Source organism: Pseudomonas fluorescens (assembly GCF_902497785.1).
In the GTDB taxonomy this organism is placed as follows: Bacteria; Pseudomonadota; Gammaproteobacteria; order Pseudomonadales; family Pseudomonadaceae; genus Aquipseudomonas; species Aquipseudomonas fluorescens_BO.
Window position 1 is genome coordinate 1 of the sequence record NZ_CABVHK010000032.1, and the last position, 22,295, is coordinate 22,295.

Annotated in this window: 23 protein-coding genes and 1 tRNA gene; 19 read left to right on the forward strand and 5 right to left on the reverse strand. The window is 57.7% G+C overall.

The annotated features are described in order from the left end of the window. Nucleotides 1–27: 27 nt before the first annotated feature. Nucleotides 28–501 (reverse strand): peroxiredoxin, encoded by a 474-nt coding sequence (locus tag F8N62_RS30620; RefSeq protein WP_150712751.1) that lies wholly within the window; start codon nt 499–501, stop codon nt 28–30. 10 nt (nt 502–511) lie between these two features. Beyond that, nucleotides 512–1,072 carry a glycine cleavage system protein R gene (locus F8N62_RS30625; protein WP_008034925.1) on the reverse strand — a complete coding sequence of 187 codons (561 nt, stop codon included), beginning with the start codon at nt 1,070–1,072 and terminating at the stop codon, nt 512–514. 328 nt (nt 1,073–1,400) lie between these two features. Between F8N62_RS30625 and dapA the strand changes: the two genes are divergently transcribed. From dapA to F8N62_RS30690, 12 genes are all read left to right on the forward strand, one after another. Further along, a complete protein-coding gene (dapA, locus tag F8N62_RS30635; protein WP_150714125.1) occupies nt 1,401–2,279 on the forward strand; it encodes a 4-hydroxy-tetrahydrodipicolinate synthase in 879 nt (292 codons plus the stop codon). Nucleotides 2,280–2,296: 17 nt separating this feature from the next. Further along, nucleotides 2,297–3,412, forward strand: a complete 1,116-nt coding sequence (bamC, locus tag F8N62_RS30640; RefSeq protein WP_150714126.1) for an outer membrane protein assembly factor BamC — start codon at nt 2,297–2,299, stop codon at nt 3,410–3,412. A 4-nt stretch (nt 3,413–3,416) separates the two neighbouring features. Next, nucleotides 3,417–4,175, forward strand: coding sequence for an MBL fold metallo-hydrolase (locus tag F8N62_RS30645; protein WP_150714127.1), 759 nt, complete (start codon nt 3,417–3,419; stop codon nt 4,173–4,175). A 28-nt stretch (nt 4,176–4,203) separates the two neighbouring features. Beyond that, complete coding sequence (purC, locus tag F8N62_RS30650; protein ID WP_008034929.1) at nt 4,204–4,917, forward strand: phosphoribosylaminoimidazolesuccinocarboxamide synthase; 714 nt, start codon at nt 4,204–4,206, stop codon at nt 4,915–4,917. 84 nt (nt 4,918–5,001) lie between these two features. Next, a tRNA-Ser gene (locus tag F8N62_RS30655) sits at nt 5,002–5,091 on the forward strand. A 413-nt stretch (nt 5,092–5,504) separates the two neighbouring features. Next, entirely contained in the window at nt 5,505–6,695 is a 1,191-nt protein-coding gene (locus F8N62_RS30660) for a hypothetical protein (RefSeq protein ID WP_150714128.1), read from the forward strand. Continuing rightward, the gene (locus F8N62_RS30665) at nt 6,692–7,255 is read left to right on the forward strand and encodes an adenylyl-sulfate kinase (RefSeq protein ID WP_150714129.1); all 564 of its coding nucleotides are present in this window, start codon (nt 6,692–6,694) and stop codon (nt 7,253–7,255) included. Before F8N62_RS30660 ends, F8N62_RS30665 begins: the two co-directional genes overlap by 4 nt. 1 nt (nt 7,256) lies before the next feature. Further along, on the forward strand, nt 7,257–8,006 hold the full coding sequence (locus tag F8N62_RS30670) for a class I SAM-dependent methyltransferase (RefSeq protein WP_150714130.1): 750 nt from the start codon (nt 7,257–7,259) through the stop codon (nt 8,004–8,006). A gap of 5 nt (nt 8,007–8,011) precedes the next feature. After that, a complete protein-coding gene (locus F8N62_RS30675; protein WP_150714131.1) occupies nt 8,012–10,327 on the forward strand; it encodes a PEP-utilizing enzyme in 2,316 nt (771 codons plus the stop codon). Then, nucleotides 10,324–10,959, forward strand: coding sequence for a gamma-glutamyl-gamma-aminobutyrate hydrolase family protein (locus tag F8N62_RS30680; RefSeq protein WP_150714132.1), 636 nt, complete (start codon nt 10,324–10,326; stop codon nt 10,957–10,959). The genes F8N62_RS30675 and F8N62_RS30680 overlap by 4 nt, the downstream gene beginning before the upstream one ends. Further along, the gene (locus F8N62_RS30685) at nt 10,956–11,669 is read left to right on the forward strand and encodes a phosphocholine cytidylyltransferase family protein (RefSeq protein ID WP_150714133.1); all 714 of its coding nucleotides are present in this window, start codon (nt 10,956–10,958) and stop codon (nt 11,667–11,669) included. The genes F8N62_RS30680 and F8N62_RS30685 overlap by 4 nt, the downstream gene beginning before the upstream one ends. Nucleotides 11,670–11,960: 291 nt before the next feature. Then, nucleotides 11,961–12,152, forward strand: coding sequence for a YegP family protein (locus F8N62_RS30690; RefSeq protein ID WP_008034931.1), 192 nt, complete (start codon nt 11,961–11,963; stop codon nt 12,150–12,152). A 54-nt stretch (nt 12,153–12,206) separates the two neighbouring features. On the opposite strand, the gene F8N62_RS30695 is transcribed toward F8N62_RS30690, so the two are convergent. Continuing rightward, nucleotides 12,207–12,413: a hypothetical protein gene (locus tag F8N62_RS30695; protein ID WP_150714134.1), complete on the reverse strand. Its 207-nt coding sequence runs from the start codon at nt 12,411–12,413 to the stop codon at nt 12,207–12,209. 230 nt (nt 12,414–12,643) lie between these two features. Here F8N62_RS30695 and F8N62_RS30700 point away from each other — a divergent pair, with 230 nt between their 5' ends. Together F8N62_RS30700 and F8N62_RS30705 are read left to right on the forward strand one after the other, a co-directional pair. After that, nucleotides 12,644–13,570: a LysR family transcriptional regulator gene (locus F8N62_RS30700; RefSeq protein ID WP_150714135.1), complete on the forward strand. Its 927-nt coding sequence runs from the start codon at nt 12,644–12,646 to the stop codon at nt 13,568–13,570. A 57-nt stretch (nt 13,571–13,627) separates the two neighbouring features. After that, nucleotides 13,628–13,993, forward strand: a complete 366-nt coding sequence (locus tag F8N62_RS30705) for a 5-carboxymethyl-2-hydroxymuconate Delta-isomerase (RefSeq protein ID WP_150714136.1) — start codon at nt 13,628–13,630, stop codon at nt 13,991–13,993. Nucleotides 13,994–13,996: 3 nt separating this feature from the next. Here F8N62_RS30705 and F8N62_RS30710 read toward each other — a convergent pair whose 3' ends face one another. Both F8N62_RS30710 and F8N62_RS30715 read right to left on the reverse strand, forming a co-directional pair. Further along, nucleotides 13,997–14,932, reverse strand: a complete 936-nt coding sequence (locus F8N62_RS30710; RefSeq protein WP_150714152.1) for a LysR family transcriptional regulator — start codon at nt 14,930–14,932, stop codon at nt 13,997–13,999. Nucleotides 14,933–15,047: 115 nt separating this feature from the next. Next, nucleotides 15,048–16,232: a cyanate transporter gene (locus tag F8N62_RS30715; RefSeq protein WP_150714137.1), complete on the reverse strand. Its 1,185-nt coding sequence runs from the start codon at nt 16,230–16,232 to the stop codon at nt 15,048–15,050. Between the two features lie 510 nt (nt 16,233–16,742). On the opposite strand from F8N62_RS30715, the gene F8N62_RS30720 reads away from it, so the two are divergent. The 5 genes from F8N62_RS30720 (at nt 16,743) to F8N62_RS30740 (ending at nt 22,227) form a co-directional block, all read left to right on the forward strand. Further along, nucleotides 16,743–18,125, forward strand: coding sequence for a glutamine synthetase family protein (locus F8N62_RS30720; protein ID WP_150714138.1), 1,383 nt, complete (start codon nt 16,743–16,745; stop codon nt 18,123–18,125). Nucleotides 18,126–18,293: 168 nt separating this feature from the next. Continuing rightward, complete coding sequence (locus F8N62_RS30725) at nt 18,294–19,943, forward strand: phosphoethanolamine transferase (protein ID WP_150714139.1); 1,650 nt, start codon at nt 18,294–18,296, stop codon at nt 19,941–19,943. Between the two features lie 74 nt (nt 19,944–20,017). Next, nucleotides 20,018–20,680, forward strand: a complete 663-nt coding sequence (locus tag F8N62_RS30730) for a class I SAM-dependent methyltransferase (RefSeq protein WP_150714140.1) — start codon at nt 20,018–20,020, stop codon at nt 20,678–20,680. A gap of 123 nt (nt 20,681–20,803) precedes the next feature. After that, complete coding sequence (gene rnd / locus F8N62_RS30735) at nt 20,804–21,937, forward strand: ribonuclease D (protein WP_150714141.1); 1,134 nt, start codon at nt 20,804–20,806, stop codon at nt 21,935–21,937. After that, nucleotides 21,934–22,227, forward strand: coding sequence for a YcgL domain-containing protein (locus F8N62_RS30740; protein WP_131060409.1), 294 nt, complete (start codon nt 21,934–21,936; stop codon nt 22,225–22,227). Before rnd ends, F8N62_RS30740 begins: the two co-directional genes overlap by 4 nt. Nucleotides 22,228–22,295 lie beyond the last annotated feature (68 nt).

The following is a 22,295-nucleotide window of genomic DNA, read 5'->3' on the forward strand; positions in this document are numbered from 1 at the left end:
GCTGCCGAAGGCTGCGATCTTCTTGAGTCAGGCCTTGTTCAGGGCCTCAGCCGCCGCCAACACCGCATCCACATGCCCCGGCACCTTCACACCACGCCATTCCTGACGCAGCACGCCATGCTTGTCGATCAAAAACGTGCTGCGATCAACGCCCATGTATTCCTTGCCATACAGCTTCTTCAGCTTGATCACATCGAACAACTGGCACAGCGCTTCTTCCTTGTCGCTGATCAGCTCGAAGGTAAACGCCTGCTTGGCCTTGAAGTTTTCGTGCGATTTCAAACTGTCGCGGGATACACCGAACACTTCGGTGTTGGCCGCTTTAAAGGCGTCAAGCTGATCGCGAAAGCCCTGGCCCTGAGTCGTGCAACCCGGGGTGCTGTCCTTCGGATAGAAGTAGATCACCACTTGCTTGCCTTTAAGGCCTGCGAGGCTGACGGTCTGTCCATTGGTGGCGGGTGCTTCGAAGTCGGCAACCGGTTGGTCGATGGCAACGGCCATGAAAGCTTCCTTACATTGGGTTTTGTGGGCGCCACGGCTCGATCAGGGCATCCAGATTCAGCGCATCGGCGAAATCGAGGAACTGATCGCGCAGCCAACTGATTTGCACGCCGGCCGGCAAGGTCACGGTGAACGTGGCGTTAAGCATGGTGCCGCCGGTTTGCGGGGCCTGATAGGTGTCGCAGGTCAGGTTTTCCAGCTCGACGTTGTGGTCCATGAAGAACTGGCACAGCTCGTTGATGATGTCGGAGCGGTAGGCCGAGCTGACATACGCCACGTACGGCAAGGCCTGTGGACGGTTTTCCAGCGCCGCGCTGCGCACCACGTTGACCGTGAAGGCGTGCTTTTTGGCAAGGCTCGGCAAGCTGCCTTCCAGGCGCGCGAGGGCGTCCCAGCTGCCGGAGATTTCAAGGATCAACGCACTGCACTCGCCATGGCGGGTCAGGCGAGAAGTGACCACGGCGCAGCGGTTTTCATGGCTGGCGCGGCACAGGACGTTAGTCAGCTCCATGGGGTTGGCGCCGAGGGCACTGATGACAAGGAATTGTTCGCGAACTGTGGGGGTGGACATGCAGCATTCCTAAAGCGATGAGCGGTCGATACTTCTACGGGCTTTTTTTGCCGGGGGCGAGCCTGCGGATGCGAATTCAGAAAACCCGAGCCGAAGGTTGCAACGTGCTCCAGTGTGGCAAGAGCGAGGGGTGGCAACGCTGGATCGGGGCTTGTGATGCCGAAAATGGAGGCTGGAACCCGGCTTGCGAGCGTGTCAGTACCGATCAAAGTCTGAAGGGTAGCGAAAAGCAGCGCCAAGGGGAATGGCAGCAGCGCAGTACTTCGCTTGTACAAGCATCTTGGCGCCAGTACCATTACGGCTCTCTTTTTCCGGCAGGAGCGGTTGCATGATTGCGGGCAGTATGGTGGCACTGGTCACACCCATGGATGCACAAGGTCGTCTCGACTGGGACAGCCTGAGCAAACTGGTGGACTTTCACCTGCAAAACGGCACCCACGCGATCGTGGCGGTCGGCACTACAGGTGAATCGGCCACTCTAGACGTGAACGAGCACATCGAAGTGATTCGTTACGTGGTCAAGCAGGTTGCAGGGCGCATCCCGGTGATCGCCGGTACCGGCGCCAACTCGACACGCGAAGCGATCGAGCTGACCACCAACGCGAAGACCGCCGGCGCCGACGCCTGCCTGTTGGTGACGCCGTACTACAACAAGCCGACCCAGGAAGGCTTGTACCAGCACTTCAAGGCCATCGCCGAAGCTGTCGACATCCCGCAGATCCTTTATAACGTGCCAGGGCGCACTGCATGTGACATGCAGGCCGAGACCGTTATCCGCCTGTCGACCGTGAAAAACATCATCGGCATCAAGGAAGCCACCGGCGACCTGGACCGTGCCAAAGCCATCATCGACGGCGTCAGCAAAGACTTCCTGGTGATCTCCGGTGACGACGCCACCGCAGTCGAGCTGATTCTGCTTGGCGGCAAAGGCAACATCTCGGTGACCGCCAACGTGGCCCCGCGTGAAATGGCTGACCTGTGCAACGCCGCATTGAAAGGCGACGCCGTTACGGCCCGCGCCATTCACCAAAAGCTGATGCCGCTCAATAAAACCCTGTTTATCGAATCCAACCCTATCCCCGTGAAATGGGCACTGCATGAAATGGGCTTGATGCCGGACGGTATCCGTCTGCCGCTCACCTGGCTCAGTGCTGCCTGTCACGAACCGCTGCGGCAGGCCATGCGCCAGTCCGGCGTCCTGGTTTAATTGAGGAAGCACTACGCATGAAGCGATTGGCCGGACTTTCCGCACTTGCCTTGATTATCTCCAGCACCAGTGGCTGTGGATGGGTCTGGGGCCCGGAAGGTTATTTCCGTGACCGCGGTAGCGATTACCTGGAAGCGCAACAGACTGCACCTATGCAATTGCCACCGGACGTCAGCACTGCCAAACGTCTGGACCCGCTGTTGCCGATTCCGCGCAACGTGGCCGATGACAGCGTCAAGGGTGAGTACATCGTGCCTCGTCCACAGCCGCTGACCGCAGGTGCAGACGCCAGCGCCTATTCGCTGCAGAAGACTGGTGACACGCGCTGGATCGTGGCTCAAAACCCACCGGCCGAAGCCTGGCCAGTGGCCGTGCAATTCTTCCAGGACAACGGTTTCCGCCTGGATGAACAGCGTCCGCAAACCGGCGAATTCACCACCACCTGGCAGCATTCCGACGAACTGTCCGCCGCCATGGCCAAGCGCTTGAGCGCGGCCGGTGTCGGTGCCGACAGCGAGACCCGCGTGCGGGTACGTATCGAGCCGGGCGTGCAGCGCAACACCAGCGAGATCTATGTGATCAGCGCCGAGCGTCCTGCCGGCAGCACCGCAGACGTCGACTTCACCAATCGTTCGGTCAACACCGGCCTGGACGCGGCACTGGTCGACGACATGCTCGCGAGCATGAGCCGCATCTCGGAGAAGGGCGGTTCGGTCTCCATGCTGGCTTCGCGTGATTTCGATACCCCAAGCCGTGTCAGCCTCAGCGAAGACGGCAGCGGCAACCCGGTGCTCAACGTCGGTAATGACCTGGATCGTGCCTGGTCGAGCGTCGGTCGTGCGCTGGAGCAGGGCGAATGGCGCGTTGAAGACATCAACCGCAGCCTGGGCCTGTACTACATCAACCTGGCCGAAAAAGCCGAGAAGAAAGACGACAAGCCTGGCTTCTTCGGCAGCCTGTTCGGCAGCGCGCCGGACAAGGAAGCAGTTGAAGCCCGTGCCGAGCGTTATCAGGTTCGCCTGAGCAAGGTCGGCGAAAACGTCCAGGTCACCGTCGAGAAAAACATCAACACCGTGGCGCCAGCTGATGTGGCGCGCAAAGTGTTGAGCGTGATTCAGGACAATCTGGGCTGATCACATGCGTTTTGCCGTTCTCGGCAGCGGTAGCCAAGGGAACGGCACGCTGATAGCCAGCGCTGACACGTATGTGCTGGTGGATTGTGGTTTCTCCCTGCGGGAAACTGAAAAACGCCTGTTGCGCCTGGGTGTGAACCCGGCGCAACTGAGCGCGATACTCGTGACCCACGAACATGCCGACCACGTGCATGGCGTGGGTTTGCTGTCTCGGCGCTACAATCTGCCTGTCTACCTCAGTCGCGGCACCCTGCGCGGGATGCGCAAACCCGTTGAACCCGCAGGCCTCCTGGCTGGCGGCGAGCAACTGCAGATCGGCTCACTGAGCATCGGCGTCATTGCCGTGGCCCATGATGCCCAGGAACCGACGCAGTACGTGTTCAGCGATGGTGAGCGGCGCTTCGGCCTGCTGACCGACCTGGGGTCGTATTGCAACAGAGTGCTGGACGGCTACAAGGACCTCGATGCGTTGATGATCGAGTCCAACCATTGCCGTGACATGCTGGCCCGCGGTCACTACCCGTACTTTCTAAAACAGCGAGTGGGCGGTGAACTGGGACATTTGAACAACCACCAGGCGGCATTCCTGGTGTCCGAGTTGGGCTGGCAAGGCCTGCAACATCTGGTCCTGGCCCATCTGAGCAGCAAGAACAACCTGCCGCAGCTGGCCCGGCAATGTTTTGTCGATACCCTCGGGTGCGACCCGGACTGGCTGCAACTGGCCGATCAAGATTCAGGGCTCGACTGGCGACACATCGCCTAGCCCACCTACTTAGCAAGCGGAGCCCATCATGGAAAAACGTGAAGAACTCTACCGCGGCAAAGCCAAATCGGTTTTCAAGACCGACGACGCTGACCGCTTGATCCTGCTGTTTCGCAACGACACCTCGGCGTTCGACGGCAAGCGCATCGAGCAGCTTGACCGCAAAGGCATGGTGAACAACAAGTTCAACGCCTTCATCATGCAAAAACTCGAAGCCGCCGGCGTGCCGACCCAGTTCGACAAACTGCTGGGCGACAACGAATGCCTGGTGAAAAAACTCGACATGATCCCGGTCGAGTGCGTCGTGCGTAACTACGCGGCTGGCAGCCTGGTCAAGCGTTTGGGCGTCGAAGAAGGCATGAAGCTCAACCCTTACACCTTCGAACTGTTCCTCAAGGACGACGCCAAGGGCGACCCGTTCATCAACGAATCCCACGTCGTGGCGTTCGGTTGGGGCACCGCCGAGCAACTGGTTCGCATGAAAGAACTGTCGCTCAAGGTCAACGAAGTCCTGAGCAAACTGTTCGACGACGCTGGTCTGCTGCTGGTCGACTTCAAACTCGAATTCGGTGTGTTCTCCGACGGCTCCATCGTCCTGGGCGACGAATTCAGCCCGGACGGCTGCCGTCTGTGGGACAAGGCTACCGGCAAGAAAATGGACAAGGACCGCTTCCGTCAGGGGCTCGGTGACGTCATCGAAGCCTACGAAGAAGTCGCCAATCGTCTGGGCGTACCGCTTTAATCGACGCAAGCATCTGATAGCACGGAAAAATTTTCGCTCAGGGGGTTCGCTTCCGGCAAAAGTGTTGTTATGATGCGCGCCGTTGGAGAGATGCCAGAGTGGCCGAATGGGACGGATTCGAAATCCGTTGTACCTTCACCGGTACCTAGGGTTCGAATCCCTATCTCTCCGCCATATTTACACTTAAAGGCCCCATTTTATGGGGCCTTTTTGCGTTTAGCGGTTTTTAGTTTTTGCATCCCTTTCCGCCATCACTCAGTGCGCTTTCGTGACCCTGAGCGCAGTCGCTTACAACTCCCCCACGTGTCCAGGTTGCCAACGCATGTCTTGCTGGTATTGCCATTCGAGAAGATGGCAATCCGCCATTTGCGCATTAATTTGGCGCGTTTTTTGCTTGTTGGGTCCGAAGCGGTGTCATTTATTTGTCAGCGAAATTCCATACGACTCTAGCTTGGATGTGCAGTACAGGAAGGGTGTGTGCGCCGAAGGGAGAAGTGAAAGAACAAGTTCGAAAATTCTCCCTCTTGTGCGTTTATTTGGATCTAAAAGGATTTGCCTGGGAAGGCTTTTAAGGTGCGGCTTTGATTATGAAAAGCGTTTACTTGATCAGTAACGTCCAAAAAGGCGGGAAAACGTATCTAGAGTATTTGCTCCCGGCATTGAATGCTCTGCGTAACGAATATAATTGCATCGTGCTTCAAACAAGTATTACTGGTTTGAGCCAAAGCGAAGCGGAGCAGGTTCTAAATTATCCTGTTGAAGAAGTAGAGTTCGATTTTATTGCAAACCTGAACTCGCAGACGATTATTTCGAATGATGCCGCGGTTGGACGACTGCTTGATGAATCGAACTTCGCGATATTTATTGCACATGGCAACGTCGGCATGCCGCTCAAAGACGAATATTATTGTTCCGAGTGGACAGCTTATTGGGACGCGATTATTTCTTCGTCCCGGTCGCTTTTTGATTTGATGAAAATGGGGCTGCAGCGCTACCGGCATGACCGGAACTCGTTGCGCCTGGTGTGTGACACTCAATCCCAGCGTTCGGACCTTCGCAAGACCAGCGCGATATCGACGCTGCCCGTTAAAATCTCCCAGGCTTTCAGTTCTCCTCCTGAGTCCGTGCGAACATCTGATGAGTATGTCGTCGGCCTTCTGCCAACTCAGATGGGTTTATGCCCCGAGGGCGCTTCTCTATTTGAAAACATGGAAGTGGTTGTAAATGCGGTCAAGTCGCAGATTCCACAGGCGCAAATAATCTTTCGACCTTACATGACTGATTTTAAAAGTGCGTTTGTAAAAGAGATGTGTGAGCAGCTTTCCCGGTATTCCTGGATTTCAATAGATACTACCAAGGGCAGTAGCAAGGATTTTTACAATCAGTGTGACACGATTATTACCGACGCCTCGAGCGGAGGTGTGTCGTTCATGCTCAATACCTGCCGGCTGCCCATTTACTACGTCCCGGCAACCTCTGAGAACCATCCCGTTGTTAACGCCTGGCTGGCACAGATGGGCAATGTGTTGCCGATCGCTAAAAGCGGCGAGGAACTCAAGGAGTTACTGCTGGGGTTTGGTTTGTTAACCCCTGAGCAAAGTTATTCCATCTACAAAAATTTCTTCGACTCAGAGTACGGCGACCTCCATCACCCGGATGAAGTGTTTCTGGACCTGGTCCAGAAAGAACATGATTCGCGTTTTTGCTATTTTGCGATGAATGCTGCCGGAGACGTAAGTCAGCGAACGATCAACGATTCAGCCAGCGTGCTGCAATGATCGTCAATCAGATCGATACGAAAGACAGTATCGCCGGAAAAGTAGTATGGATAACCGGCCTGTCGGGTGCAGGGAAATCGACGCTGGCTCGCGAGTTCGTTAACGGTCTTCGACACCTTGGCCACTCGGTCGTCATGCTGGACGGGGATGAACTGCGCGACGTATTTGGCGCTGCGGCTGCCAATTCGCAAAATCATGGGCGAGTAGGGCGATTGGCACTGGCGATGCAATATGCCCATTTATGCAGGGTTATTGCCGCTCAAGGGCACACCGTCGTAATCGCTACGATTTCGCTGTTTCGTGAAATTCATGTTTGGAATCGAGCACATTTACCGGGTTACTTTGAAATTTATTTAAAGGTGCCGGTGGAGGAACTGCGCCGCCGGGATCCCAAGGATATATACCGCCGATTTGATGCAGGTGAATTGCACAACGTCGCCGGGCTCGATTTATCGATTGATGAACCGGACGCGGCAGATTGGGTAGTGGAATTTGAACCTCATCGCTCGGTACAAACGTTGACTGATGACTTACTACACCGTTTTTTAAAAGGAGTTTGATATGAAAACCGAATGGGATTACACCACCCTGGCTGACGCTTATTTGAAACGTCCTGACTACGCCGATGCCGCGATCGATGCAATGCTCTCGATTGCAGGCGCCGAGAAGGGCGATAAGTTTTGCGATGTTGGAGCCGGTGTCGCGCATCTCACCCTGATGCTGGCCGCGCGTGGTCTGGACGTGGTGGCTGTAGAGCCTAACGATGCAATGCGCGCCAATGGCATCAAGCGGACTGCCAACCTGGCCAATGTCCGTTGGCATGAGGGGACCGGCGAAGTCACCGGCCAGGCCACCGATGCTTTCGACATGGTCACCTTTGGCAGTTCCTTCAATGTCTGCGACCGCCAGCAGGCGCTCAAGGAAACCGCCCGTATTCTCAAGCCCCGAGGCTGGTTCGCCTGCATGTGGAATCATCGTCATCTTGACGACCCGATTCAGGCCCGCATTGAAGCCATCATCAAGGAACGGGTAGAGGGTTACGGCTACGGCACTCGTCGTGAAGACCAAACCGCAGTCATAGACGCCAGTGGGCTTTTCGGCGCTGTCGTACATCTTGATGCGCGTGTCATTCACGAACAAAGCATCGAAGAGTGTCTGGTGGCCTGGCGTTCCCACGCGACGCTTGAGCGACAGGCGGGTGCGAATTTCCATGAGGTGATCAGCGCAATCGAGGACTACCTGAGCAGCCTTGATAAGCCAGCGATCCAGATTCCGTACTCCACCAATATCTGGGTTGCTCAGTTGAGATAATGCCGATGTCGCTGCATTTCTCTACCAAAGCCGGCACCTTGATCAGCCTGCAGGGGCGACTCGATTCCGCTCGAATTGCGCCGTTGCTGTCATTCACCGTGAGGGACTGGCAACTCGGTGGCCAAGCCTGCTTTCGTGATGTCCAGGGGCGGCTCGGGACAGGCCCCTGGATCGTACGGTCCAGTTGTCTGCGCGAGGATGGTGCGCAAGCGTCCTGTGCAGGGGCTTTTCTTTCGATCCCTGATGTCAATGAAGCCGAACTGGTATCGGCGGTGGAACAGGTCATCGCCAGTTATGGCGATGTCCATCCAGCAGACGAGGTGCTGATTCAGCCGATGTTGGGGAATGTGCTGCGCTCCGGCGTTGCCTTTTCCCACGACCCGAATACCTGTGCACCGTATCGGCTGGTGAACTGGTCTGAAGGGTGTGACACCGCCGCTGTCACCAGCGGCATGGGCGGTCGATTGTGGCAGCAGGCGGCCTCCAGTGAAGTGGCGCCGCCCTCGAGCCTTGCTCCGATCATCTCCTTGCTCGAAGAGTTGCTGGTGCTGTTTGATGGCTCGCCGGTCGATTGCGAATTCGCGGTCACGAGTGAAACAGACGGCGAGGTGCTGTGGCTGTTGCAAGCCCGGCCTTTGATATTGGCAACACCTGCACAATCGGAAATGGACCAGGCCGCCTGGCTGGACAGCATCCAGCGTAAGGTGGCGCGGGGTATGCAGCCGCACCCGTTTCTGATGGGCCAGCGTACCGTTTATGGCGTAATGCCGGACTGGAATCCCGCCGAGATTATCGGCATCCGGCCCAAGCCATTGGCGCTTTCGCTGTACCGGGATTTGGTGACGGACTCCATCTGGGCTTACCAGCGCCATAACTATGGCTACCGCAATTTACGCAGTTTCCCGTTGATGCCGCATTTCTTCGGGTTGCCGTACATCGATGTGCGTTTGTCGTTTAACTCTTTTATTCCGGCAGACCTTGATGACGGGCTCGCGGGACGGCTGGTCGACCACTATATCGATCGGTTGCTGGCCGAACCGACGCTGCACGATAAAGTGGAGTTCGAGATTGTATTCTCCTGCTACACACTGGATTTGTCGCAGCGTCTGGAGCGTTTGGCCAGTGCCGGATTTCAGGCGCACGAACTGGAGGCCATCAGCACCAGTTTGCGCAAGCTGACCAACCGTATCGTTCATCCCAAAGATGGTTTGTGGCGCGCCGATGCCAATAAGCTCGACATGCTCAATGCGCGACGCGAAGAGCTGCTCGCCTCCAACGCCGACCCACTGGAGCGGATCTACTGGCTGCTGGAGGATGCCAAACGCTATGGCACCCTGCCATTCGCCGGTCTGGCGCGCGCCGGCTTCGTCGCGGTGCAGATGCTTAAATCCCTGGTGACGGTGGGCGTGTTCTCGCAGGCTGACTACGATTGCTTCATGGGTGGCGTCTCAACCGTCAGCGGCCAGTTGGCACGTGACCGGGCAACACTGGACAAAGCGACGTTCCTTGCGCGCTACGGCCACTTGCGACCGGGCACCTACGACATCCTTTCGCCCCGTTACGATGAAGCGCCGGAACTCTACTTTGACTGGAACCAGCGCCCCTCCGCTCCGGAACCAGTGCAACCCTTTTCGCTGACCCTCCCTCAGATGCGCGCAATCGTGAAGCAATTGGAGGAACACGGCTTGCAGCCGGATCCGGTCGGCTTGCTGGACTTCATGCAGGCGGGCATCGAGCTGCGTGAACTGGCCAAGTTTCACTTCACCCGCAATCTGTCGGATGCCCTCGCATTGATTGCCGAAGTGGGCGCCCAGCACGGCATCAGCCGCGAAGACATCGCCTATTGCGACATCAGTGCGTTCAAGGAACTGCACATTGCGGCAGTCGACCCCAAGGATGTGCTGTTGCGCAGCATTGAACAGGGCAAGGCCCGCTATGAAAAGACCCTCAAGATATCGCTGCCGCCGGTCATCACCCGGCCCGAGGATGTCTGGTCCTTTCAATGGCCGGAAACAGCGCCCAACTTCATCACCCAGAAACAGGTGACAGCCGCAGTAGTAGGCAGTGATGACCGCGCAAAACTCGCCGGGGCGATTGTCTGCATTCCCAACGCGGACCCGGGGTTTGACTGGTTGTTCGCCTACCCGATTGCCGGGCTGATAACGGCCTGGGGCGGCGCCAATTCGCACATGGCGATTCGTGCAGGCGAACTTGGCCTGCCAGCGGTGATCGGTGCAGGTGAAGTGCTCTACCGCCGCTGGTCGGCAGCTCAACGCCTACATCTGGACTGTCCCGGGCGTTGGGTGGAGGTGCTGGCATGAAGGTTGTTGCCATCAGCCAACGCGTGGACGTGTTTCCTGAGCGCGGGGAAAGCCGTGATGCGCTCGACCAGCGTCTATGCGCATTTCTTCTGGCGGCCGGCTTTTTGCCGGTGCCGGTGCCCAACAATTTGGGTCAGCAACCACGCGACGGTGGGCTGATTCATGATGCCCTGCATGACTGGCTGAACGCGGTATCGCCACAGGCCATCGTGCTTTCGGGCGGGAATGACATCGGCCAGTGTCCGGCACGCGACCTGACCGAGGGCAGACTGCTTGACCATGCGCGATCCCATAGCCTGCCGGTGCTCGGCATTTGCCGGGGGATGCAGATGATCGCGCATTGGTCGGGCGGTGAGCTGAAACCGGTGACAGGTCATGTGCGAGCCCGGCATCAACTGTCAGGACAGATCGTTGCCGAGGTGAACAGTTATCACGATTTTGCCCTTGCCGGTTGCCCGGAAACCTTTGAGGTCCTGGCGCGCAGTGAAGACGGGGAAATCGAAGCCATCCGTCACCTCGGCCTGCCATGGGAAGGCTGGATGTGGCACCCGGAGCGAGAGGGGGTTTTTGCCTCGCACGACCTTGATCGATTGAAGCGGTTGTTCGGATCTCATGAGGTAGAACTGTTGTGAAAGCCATTATTTTGGCTGCCGGACGTGGCAGCCGCATGAAAAGCCTCACGGATGAACGTCCGAAATGCATGGTCGAGTTGCGAGGCAAGACACTGCTGGAGTGGCAACTTGCGGCCCTTCGCGATGCCGGCATTGACGAGATAGCCATCGTGACAGGCTACAAGCGCGAGGTGTTGGCAAGCCAAGGGCTGATCGAGTTCCATAACTCACGTTGGGCGCAAACCAACATGGTGTCGTCGTTGGCGTGTGCGCAAGACTGGTTACAGGAAGAACCGTGCATCGTGAGTTATTCCGACATCTTTTACAGCCCCGCGGCGGTTCAGTCGTTGATGACATGCAAGGCTTCCCTGGCAGTCACCTATGATCCCAATTGGCTAGCACTTTGGACCCAGCGTTTTGGCGATCCCTTGCTGGACGCCGAAACATTCCGCCTGACATCTGCCGGCAACTTGGCCGAAATCGGCAACAAACCGAAATCGGTCGATGATGTTCAGGGTCAATACATGGGCCTTTTGCGCTTCACGCCGCAGGGCTGGGCAGAAGTCGTTCGGCTTCGCTCGACATTGACTCCGGAGCGGTCCGACAACGTGCATATGACGAACACCCTTCAACACGTCATCGAAGCGGGGCGGGTGCCGATACAAGCCGTTGCGTACACCGGAGAATGGGGCGAAGTGGACTCTTCCGAGGACCTTTTTCTGTATCAATAATCGGGATGACAGGGGCAGTGAGCGGCCCCTGGTTTTCTCGACGGCACTGATTTTTGGTTGTCGGATTGAGCAGCGAAGTCCGTAAGAAAAATATGACTGATCAAGCGAAAAGTGACTTCGCCCAGTCACCCTGATTACCTTCCCCTACAGCCATTGGTCGATTCCCAAATCAAGGTTGTTTCCCGGAAATATCCCCTGACACTGAAACCCTTCACCGGAAAAAATCCTCAACTACTCTGGCTTTCGCAGATCACGGAATCTGCGGTCATCAGCATTCGCAAGGAGCGATCAATGTATTTTGAGATTTACAGGCAAACCCGGGGCACCCCGCACACTGGCAAAGGTCAGTGGCGCTGGCGTTTGAGGGCGGGGAACAATGAAACGATTGCCAGCGGGGAGGCGTATGTCAACAAGGCGGATTGCGTGCATGCCATCAGCTTGATCAAGGGGACTCAGGATCAGACCCCGGTCAAGGAGATCTAGGCGTCAGGCGGTGAAGCTGCTCGGGTCGAGCAGCTTCGTTTCGAGCGGCCGGTGTTACGGCTGCGAGTGGCCGAGTTTTCTTTTGATCAGGTCGTAGACGTCCTTGTGGGTCGAGTTGTGCAAGGAGTTGTCCTTGCAGGCCGAGGCCAGGAACGTTTTGATCTCTTCCTTCGCGTGCGGGTACAGCCCTGCGACGTAGTCGGCTTCATGCGGCTGAGTGCAGTTGAAGTGCTTGTCGTCTTTCGCTTTGTCTCTAGCCATTGGAAGGCTCCTTTGAGTTTGACTGGATGTCTGGCCGGGGCGGGTAGCCCCAAACGTTGCTGAGCTTAGAGGCGTCAGCGCGGCCCGCCAGACCTGCGAAGAAATCAGGACGGGGCTGTAGGACGAAGCCGGTGGCTGCATCTGGATTAAACGCTAGCTGCATGAGTCGCATAGACGCCGCCCGCGACAGCTACCTAAACTGTCAGCAGATTTGGGATTGGGGCCTGTGGATGAATCGTAACGAACTGCGTAAAGCCGACATCAACCTGATGGTGGTGTTCGAAAGCCTGATGCTGGAACGCAATGTCACCCGGGTGGCGGAGAAGTTGTTCCTTGGGCAGCCGACCATCAGCGCGGCGCTCAACCGCTTGCGCACGATGTTCAACGATCCGCTGTTCATTCGGGTGGGGCATCGAATGGAACCGACTGCCAGGGCCGAGGAGTTGATTCAGTATTTGTCGCCGGCGCTGGATTCACTGTCGGTGGCATTAAGCCTGACCCACGATTTTGATCCCGCCAGCAGCGCCATGACTTTCCGCATCGGGCTGTCGGACGATGTCGAGTTTGGCCTGCTGCCACCGCTGCTGCGTGCCTTGCGCCAGGAAGCGCCGAAGGTGGTGTTTGTGGTGCAGCATGTCGATTACTGGCGAATTCCCGATTTATTGGCGTCGGGCGACATCACCGTCGGGATCAGCCAGACCCGCGGCCTTCCGGCCAATGCCAAGCGCAAATTGTTGCGACACATCCAGCCCCGCATCTTGCGAGCGGATGCGTCTGACACACCGCTGACCCTCGACGAATATTGCTCACGCCCCCATGTGCTGGTGTCCCACACCGCCAACGTGAGTGGCTACGCCGATGAATGGCTGGCGGAGATCGGTCGTACGCGCCAGGTGGTGCTGTCCGTGCCGCAATACAGTTCGTTACCGGCCTTGCTCGCCGGGACGGATCTGATCGCCAGCCTGCCGGATTACACCGCCGAGGCCATGGCGGCGTCGGGTCAGTTGTATACCGAACCCTTTCCGTTCAAGACACCGACCCTGGACCTGTCTATGGTCTGGCTCAGCCATGTCGATACCGACCCTGCCGAACGCTGGTTGCGTTCGCGGCTGGAGGTGTTCATGAGCGAAAGAATTGTGTCGCCACAGTCGCCGTGAGCTAGATAACTCTGTGTTATATGTACGACCTTTGCGCTTTCTCTCAGGAGCTCCGTCATGCCTAACCTGCACATGGAATACACCGCCAACCTTTCCGAGCTGAATCCCGACGTGGCGTTGATCCGGCTCAACAATACGCTGGTGGCTTCCGGTCAGTTTGCGGCCGAATACGACATCAAGAGTCGCGCGGTAAAGGTCCAGACGTTCAAGGTCGGTACGGCAATGGCTGAGCGGGCGTTCGTACACGTGAAGCTGGCGCTGTTGAGCGGTCGCTCGCCGCAGATTAAGAAGCAGTTATCGGAAAGCCTGCTGGCGGTTGTGCAGGACCTGTGTGAATGGCCAGCAGGGGTTGAAGTCCAGTTGGCCGTGGAAATCCTCGACATTGATCGAGAGTCCTACAGCAAAGTCGCCATCAGCGACTGAGGCTCAGTCGGTGGCCCGCTCAGTGCAGGCCTTGACCACCTGTTCACGCAACCAGGCATTGGCGCTGTTCTGATCGGCACCGTGACTCCAGCGCATGTCCAGAGTGAAACGGGGTATGCCTTCCGGTGCTTCGCGGTAATTGAAGATGGCCTCGCTCGCCAGTAACCGCTGGATGCGCCGAGGCACGGTCAGTATGTAGTCCGTGCCTGTGATCATTTTCAGCGCCGCGCTGTAGCTATTGGATCTCGCGATGATCTGCCTTTTCTGCGCTCGCTCCGCGAGCCAGCCGTCGACCATGTTGGTGGAGGACGTCCAGGGTGTCGGAAACACGTGCCGGCGTTCGATGAAAGCTTGCACGCTTAGACGCGGCTCTAACGGCGTGGCGCGTTCATCGAAAACACAGACCAGATCATCCTCAACCAATATTCTGGATTTGAAATCGACGTCGCTGCGGTGGAAGTTCGGGCCGAAGCAAATTACCAGGTCGAGGCTGCCGTCACGCAGTTTGTCAGCAGGGATGTCTTTTTCGAGCTTTTGCATGTTGATCACCACCGGCAGGTCGGCGAAATCAAAACACCTCAACAGGCTGGGGAGAAACAGCTGCTCGAAGTATTCCGGTGCACAGATGTTGAAGGTGACCGGTTGCAAGGAGGGGTCGAACATCGGTGCCCCGGAGTGGCAGAGGTTGATGCTTTGCAGGATTTTCACCACGTGGGTGTACATGGTGCTGGCTTTGTAAGTGGGGCGCATGCCGGCGCGGGTATTGATGAACAAATCATCTTCGAAACTGGTGCGCAGTTTTTTCAGGCAGTAACTCACGGTGGACTGACTGACGCAGAGCGTCTCGGATACACCGGTGACGCTGCTTTGCTCATACACGGCGACGAACACCATGAGGTCCTGCATGTCGAGTTTTCTAAGCAAGTTACTGTTCAGCATCCATTCCATCTCGCTGTAATCCCTGCGCTGACTGAGCGCACACTCGTGCGAATGATCCTAACGGACCCATGGTGCCAGGAGAATGCCCTGTAGGAAGTTTCGCAAATAGCAGTGCTCAGCCCATGTGATCGGCGTAATGCCGGGGGTTGAAGCGCCAAACCATCAACATCATCAGTGCCATGACGCCGGTGAGCGACCACCAGGCCCATTCGAAACTGCCCAATTGATCGCGGATCATTCCTGCCGCCAGCGGCGAGAGGCCGGCGATCAGATAGCCAATGCCCTGAACGAAGGCGGTCAGCCCGCCCGCGCGCTGTGGGTGATCCAGGTGATCCAGGGCCACGATCAGGCTCATCGGAAACAATCCGCCGATGCCCAACCCCAGCAGACTCGGCCACAACAGCGTCAGGTATTGCGGGCTTAGAATCAGGCCGCAGAAACCCGCCATGATCAGTGCCAGCAATACCGCCAGCACCCAGCGCCGGTCGAGATTACGGTTGCCGATCGCCGGTGTCAGCAGGCCCGACAACACCTCCATGGCCGTCAGGAAACCCAGCAGCAATCCGGCATTTTGCTCGCTCCAGCCTTTTTCCACGTAGTACGGCGCCAACCAGGCCAGTACACAGGTGTACGACGCAGTACCCAGACCAAAGAAGATCGCCAGTAACCAGGCGCGGGAATTGTTGAAGAAGGATGCGTTGCGCGGTGAGTTCCGGGTTGATGCCGGCACCCCCGACTGCTGTCCGCGCCAAAACAGCAACGCCAACAGCGCCAATATCGCCCAAATCGCCAAGCCCGTCCGCCAGCTTCCGTTGTGCGTCATCACCAGTGGCGCGAAGGATGCTGCGATGGCTGCGCCGCCCATGATCGACGTCACGTAGAGCCCCATGCACAAGGAAACGTTTTCGCTGAAGCGCGACTTGATCAGCGCGGGCATCAACGCTTGAATCACCGCGATACCGACGCCGGCGAGCACCGCACTGAAAATCAGTCCTGCCGCAGAACTGACAAACAGACGCGACACCGTGGCCAAGCCGATGATCAGCAACGACATCACCACTGTGCGTTGTTCGCCGAGCCGTTGGCTGACACGGAGGCCGAAGAACATCGCCAGTCCCATGGCCATTACGGGCAGCATGGTCAGCAGCGCGGCCAGGCTGAAACTCAGGGGGATATCGCCGCGGATTGCCGACAGCAAAGGGCCGACAGCCGCCATGGAGGGGCGCAGGTTGAGGGCGACGAGGATGATGCTGAACATTAACCAGAGGGCGGGGCGGGAAGTAGCGCGAACGTTTTCCATTGATCGGACCTTGAACGACAAGGCCCGATTAGGCGCGCGCGGTTTGAGCGCCGCAAATCAGAAAGTCCGGGGCAGTATTTAGAAATCAAATACCTGCGCTGCGACGAAAACCCTGTGGGAGCGAGCCCGCTCGCGAAGAGGTTGTGTCAGGCACTATAAATATCGACTGTCACACTGCCTTCGCGAGCAGGCTCGCTCCCACAATGGATAGGGGGTGGCGTGTAGATTGTTTAGCCAATCCACAACCACAGTTCTAAAAAACCCGATTTAACCACTCATCCAGCCATGTGACGCTGCCGCTCACCTGTCTACTACGGTTTACCCATGGACGATCGTCCAGTCATTCTTCCTTCCGAACTCGCCTTCTGGGCGTTGTGGCATTGCCGTCACGCGCGCCCGCCAGACTCCTGCCTTTTCCGTTAATTATTCTTACAGGTCTCGCGCCTATGCGCCGGGATCAACCCGGCAGCGCGCGCGCGTTTGCCTGACGCGGAAAACAAGAGAATTGCCATGAGTTGTGCCACGACATCCTTCGCTACGAAGCAAGAAGCCCTGACGTTCCTTGAGCAGAACCCGGATATCGAGATGTTCGAGTTGTTCATCCTCGACAACAACGGCGTGCCACGGGGCAAGTTGTTGCATCGCGATGAATTGCTGGCGGTGTACGACAGCGGACGGCCTTTGCCGAGCACCATCCTGGGCCTGACCATTAATGGCGACGACGTGGAAAACTCCGGGCTGGTGTGGGACGTGGGCGATATCGACTGTCGGGCCTACCCGGTCAGTGGCAGTTTGACGCGCATGCCGTGGCGATTGATTCCAACGGCGGCGGTGCAGGTCAGCATGCATCCGACGGAGGGGATGCCGGCGACCATCGCCGACCCGCGGCACCTGTTGGCAAAGGTCATCGAAGGCTTGCAGGCCGACGGGTTTTACCCGGTGATGGCCGCCGAACTGGAGTTCTACTTGCTGGATCAGCAGCGCGACAGCAATGGCCGGCCGCAACCGGCGCGGGATGTCGATGGCGGGCGTCCGCGCGGCACTCAAGTGTACGGCTTGCGTGAGCTGGAGCAGATCGAGCCGTTTCTCGCCGACCTGTACAGCGCCTGCAAACTGCAGGGCATTCCGGCACGCACGGCGATTTCCGAATACGCGCCCGGACAAGTGGAAATTACCCTCGAACATCGCACCGATGCCCTACAGGCGATGGACGAAGCTGTGCGCTACAAGCGATTGGTCAAGGGCGTGGCGCACAAACACGGGATGACCGCCTGTTTCATGGCCAAACCGTTCGATGACCTGGCCGGCACCGGCATGCACATGCACGTCAGTCTTGCGGACAAGGACGGCAACAATCTGTTTGCCAGTGAAGCTGCAGACGGTACGCCGCTGCTCAGGCACGCCGTCGGTGGCATGCTCGCCACCTTGCTCGATTCGTTGTTGCTGTTCTGTCCGAACGCCAATTCTTATCGGCGTTTCCAGACCAACAGCTACGCGCCGCTGGCCGCCACCTGGGGCGTGGACAATCGCACCGTGAGTTTGCGCGTGCCGGGCGGGCCCGCGTTCTCACGGCATATCGAACACCGTATCTGTGGTGCTGATGCCAACCCCTACCTGGCGGCGGCGGCCATTTTAGCCGGCATTCATCGCGGCATTCGCGAACAACTGGACCCGGGCGCGCCTGTTGAAGGCAATGGTTATGCGCAGGCCAAGGAACTGCTGCCTACCGACTGGCTGACCACCTTGCGGGCGCTGGAAGGTTCGAGCTGGGCGCGAGAGGCGTTCGGCCAGGCTTTTCTCGGTGTTTACCTGGCGGTCAAACGTGCCGAGTATCGGCAGTTCATGGGCGAGGTCGGAGAGCAGGATTGGCGCTGGTACCTGAATCAGGCCTGAACCATTCCCAGATACACTTTATGTTTTGGCCAAAGGCCATAAGCCAACTAATCGTTGGCTTCTTTTTCACAAAAAATTGATGGTTGGCTGCCTAGAGTTAGTGCTGTCGCGATAAATGAAATTTTCACATTTATCGAAGGCACTTCTTTTCAGGAACAGCCAATCATCATGTTGAAGATTAAAGCCGTGCGCCCGGAATGGGTGACGTTGTGTGCCAGTGCCTTTTTATTGGCTGGCTTCAACTTAGTCCTCTGGCAACACCTGTTTGATATCACCGCGTTCGACGGTAAAGGTGTCGTCATGCGCGTGGCTTTTGGCTTGATGATCCTGGCCGCCTTCAACATTGTGCTGACCCTGCTGGCGTTCAAGCGGGTATTGAAGCCCGTACTGACCCTGATCTTCATGATCAGCGCCGGGGTCGCCTACTTCATGAGTCAATACGGTGTACTGATCGACACTGGTATGTTGCGTAACTTTGCACAAACCAATGCAACGGAAGTGCGTGATTTACTCTCGATCAAGTTGGTTGGTTATATTCTCTTTCTTGGCGTTCTGCCGTCGTGGTTGTTGTGGAACACTCCGATCAATTACCGCCGCTGGCATCGCGAATTGTTAAGTAAAGTTCTGGTGAGTGTTGCGTCGGTAGCGGTCATTGGTGGTGTCGCGCTGGTTAACTATCAGGGGCTCTCGTCGTTATTTCGAAATCATCACGAATTGCGCTTGATGGTGGTTCCAAGCAATTACATTGCCGCCTCTTTCGGTTATTTTCGGGAGCAAGTCGCTTCGGCCCGGCAACCCTTCATCAAGATTGGCCAGGACGCCGAGAGAAACCCTGCCTGGCAAACGCATGGCCGCAAGTCCCTGACCGTGCTGGTTGTGGGTGAAAGTGCCCGGGCGGAGAACTTCGGGGTGCTGGGTTACGACCGCGACACTACACCGCAACTGGACAAGGAAGCCGGCCTGATTGCTTTCACTGACGTGCACTCCTGTGGCACGGAAACCGCTGTCTCGGTGCCGTGCATGTTTTCCAACATGGGTCGCAAGAACTACAACGCGAGCACCGCCAAGAATGAAGAAGGTCTGCTGGACGTGCTCAAGCGGGCGGGGCTTGACGTGATCTGGCGCGATAACCAGTCGGGCTGCAAAGGCACGTGCGATCGGGTCACTCTGGAGGATGTCAGCAACTTGAAGGACCCGGCACTGTGCGCCAACAGTGAATGCCGCGATGAAATTCTCCTGCAGGGTTTGCAACATTTCATCGACACCCTCGATAAGGACACTGTGCTGGTGCTGCATCAGATGGGCAGTCACGGTCCTGAATACTTCAAGCGCTACCCCAAGGAATACGAACACTTCACCCCGGTCTGTGAGAGCAACGCACTGAACAATTGCAGCCGCGAAAGTATCGTCAATGGCTACGACAACACGCTGGTGTACACCGACCATGTGCTGTCGACCCTCATCGATCTGCTGCGCAGCAACCAGGACAAAGTCGATACCGCAATGTTGTACCTCTCGGATCACGGCGAGTCTCTGGGCGAATACAACCTGTTCCTGCACGGCACGCCTTACCTGCTGGCGCCCGATCAACAGAAGCATGTAGCGATGCTGGCGTGGTTCTCCGACAGCTATCAAAAGTCGTTCTCGGTAGACACTCATTGCCTGCAACTGAGCCGGGAAAAACCGTTGAGCCAGGACAATCTGTTCCATTCGATGCTCGGTTTGCTGGAGGTCAACAGCAATGTCTACAACCGGGATCTGGATATGTTTGCCGGCTGCCGCGGAGCCGTGATCGACGGCGTCTTGGCCAAAGAATGATGGCCACGACCTTTTTTTCACGTATCGACCGTTAACCTGCGGCCCGTTAGATTTTTCTGTCAGAGCCATCGCACATGTCTGTTCCGTCCCCCTCTGCCATCGAGCTTGAACTCGTCCGGCGCCACGCTCAGGAGCACGCCCGCGTCTGTCAGCAGCCGCATCCGCGTGGTTTCGTCGGGCGCCTGACGTTCTGGCGCGACGAGCAATTGGTGCGCAACGCGCTCAAGGTGGCCGGCGAGCCGGGGCTGATTCTTGATGTCGCCTGCGGGGCGGGGCGCTTCTGGCCGGTGCTGGCAGAACATGCCAACCGGGTGATCCTGGCGTCCGACCCGTCCCAGGACATGCTCGACCACGCCCCGACCCACCATCCGCAACACCTGTTGAATCGGGTCAAGACTTTCCAGAGCTCGGCGTTCACCCTCGGCTTGTCGGCCAATGCGGTGGACTGCATTTTTTGCATGCAACTGTTCCAGCACATCGCCAGCCCCGAGCATCGCTCGGCCATGCTGCGTGAGTTCCACCGGGTCAGCCGTGACACGGTGATCGTGGCGGTGCGCATCGATGCCCATTTTCAACGTCGGCGAGCGTCTTCAGCCGGCCATCAGGCGCGGCAACCGGCTAACAAGGCCGACGTGGAAGCCGAGTTCATAAAGGCGGGTTTTCGCTTGATCAGCCATCAGGACTTCCTGCCCGGTTACGTGCGGATGCGTGTCTACGTGTTGCGTAAGGCCCGATAACTGCCCTCTGTCAGACAATTCTTGCAAACAAGCAGGTGTTTTCGCTAAAGCTCTTGTTCAGTGGAGGCGCGGAAATCGCCGGGGGCGATATATACTGCGCGCCATTCTTCAAGGGAGAGCCGTGTGGCCATCGATATTCACTGGATTCGCGACAACGATAGCCTCGGTCAGTTTTGCGCCGAGTGGCAGCAGCTGCCATTCGTTGCCCTCGACACCGAATTCATGCGGGTCGACACCTTTTATCCGATCGCGGGTTTGCTGCAGATCGGCGATGGCGTACGCGCTTACCTGATTGACCCGCTGACGATCGACAACTGGCAGCCACTGTCCGCTTTGCTGGAAAACCCGGCGGTGGTCAAAGTCGTGCATGCGTGCAGCGAAGACCTCGAAGTCCTGCTGCGCCTGACTGGCAGCCTGCCGGCGCCGTTGTTCGATACGCAACTGGCCGCCGCCTACCTGAACCTCGGTTTCTCGATGGGCTATTCGCGCCTGGTCCAGGAAGTGCTGAACATCGACCTGCCCAAGGGCGAGACACGTTCCGACTGGTTGCAACGTCCGCTGTCCGACACGCAGATCAGCTACGCCGCCGAAGATGCCTTGCACTTGGCGGAAGTTTTCGTACAGCTGCGTCCTAAGCTTTCTGACGACAAGTACGCCTGGGTGTTGGAAGACGGCGCCGAACTGGTAGCCAACCTGCGCCGCGAAGTCGATCCGTATGAGGTCTATCGCGACGCCAAACTGGCGTGGAAGCTGTCCCGCGCGCAACTCGCCGTGCTGCGTGAACTCTGCGCCTGGCGCGAACGCGAAGCCCGCGCCCGTGATTTGCCGCGCAACCGCATCATCCGTGAACATTCCCTGTGGCCGCTGGCGCGGACTCAGCCGGACAACCTCGGCGCGCTGGCGAAAATCGAAGACATGCACCCGCGTACCGTGCGTCAGGACGGCGAATTTCTGCTTGATCTGATCAAGCGCTCTGGCAGTGTGTCGCCAGATCAATGGCCGCCTGCCGTGCCGGAGCCGTTGCCGGTGGACGCCGCGGCACTGATCAAGCAGTTGCGTGCACTCGGCCAGGCTGAAGCCGAGCGCCTGAACGTCGCGCCTGAGTTGATGCTGCGCAAGAAAACCCTGGAAGCGCTGCTCAAGAGCGGCTTCCCCAATGGTCCTTACCAATTGCCTGATTCGCTGCGTGGCTGGCGCCGCGAATTGATGGGCCAGGCGCTGCTCGACAGCCTGGCCACCGCCGGAGAACAGCCTTGAAACGTATTTGCTCCATTTATCGAAGCCTGAAGAAAAACGAGATGTACCTCTATGTGCTCAAAAGCGATGCACTGGAACGTGTCCCGGAAAGTCTGATGGCCGCTTTCGGCAAGCCTCACCACGCGTTCGATCTGGTCTTGACCCCCGAGCGCAAGCTGTCGCGCGAGGACATCGCCGTGGTCCTGGAAAACCTTGAGAAACAGGGTTACCACTTGCAGATGCCGCCGGCCGAAGACGAATACATTGAACACCTGCCGGAAGAATTGTTGCGCCGCAACGATCCGATGTGATCGGCAGACAGGCTCTGTTCAGAGCCTGCGTGAAACACTGGAATGATTTTGGCGATGGCCGCGAAGAG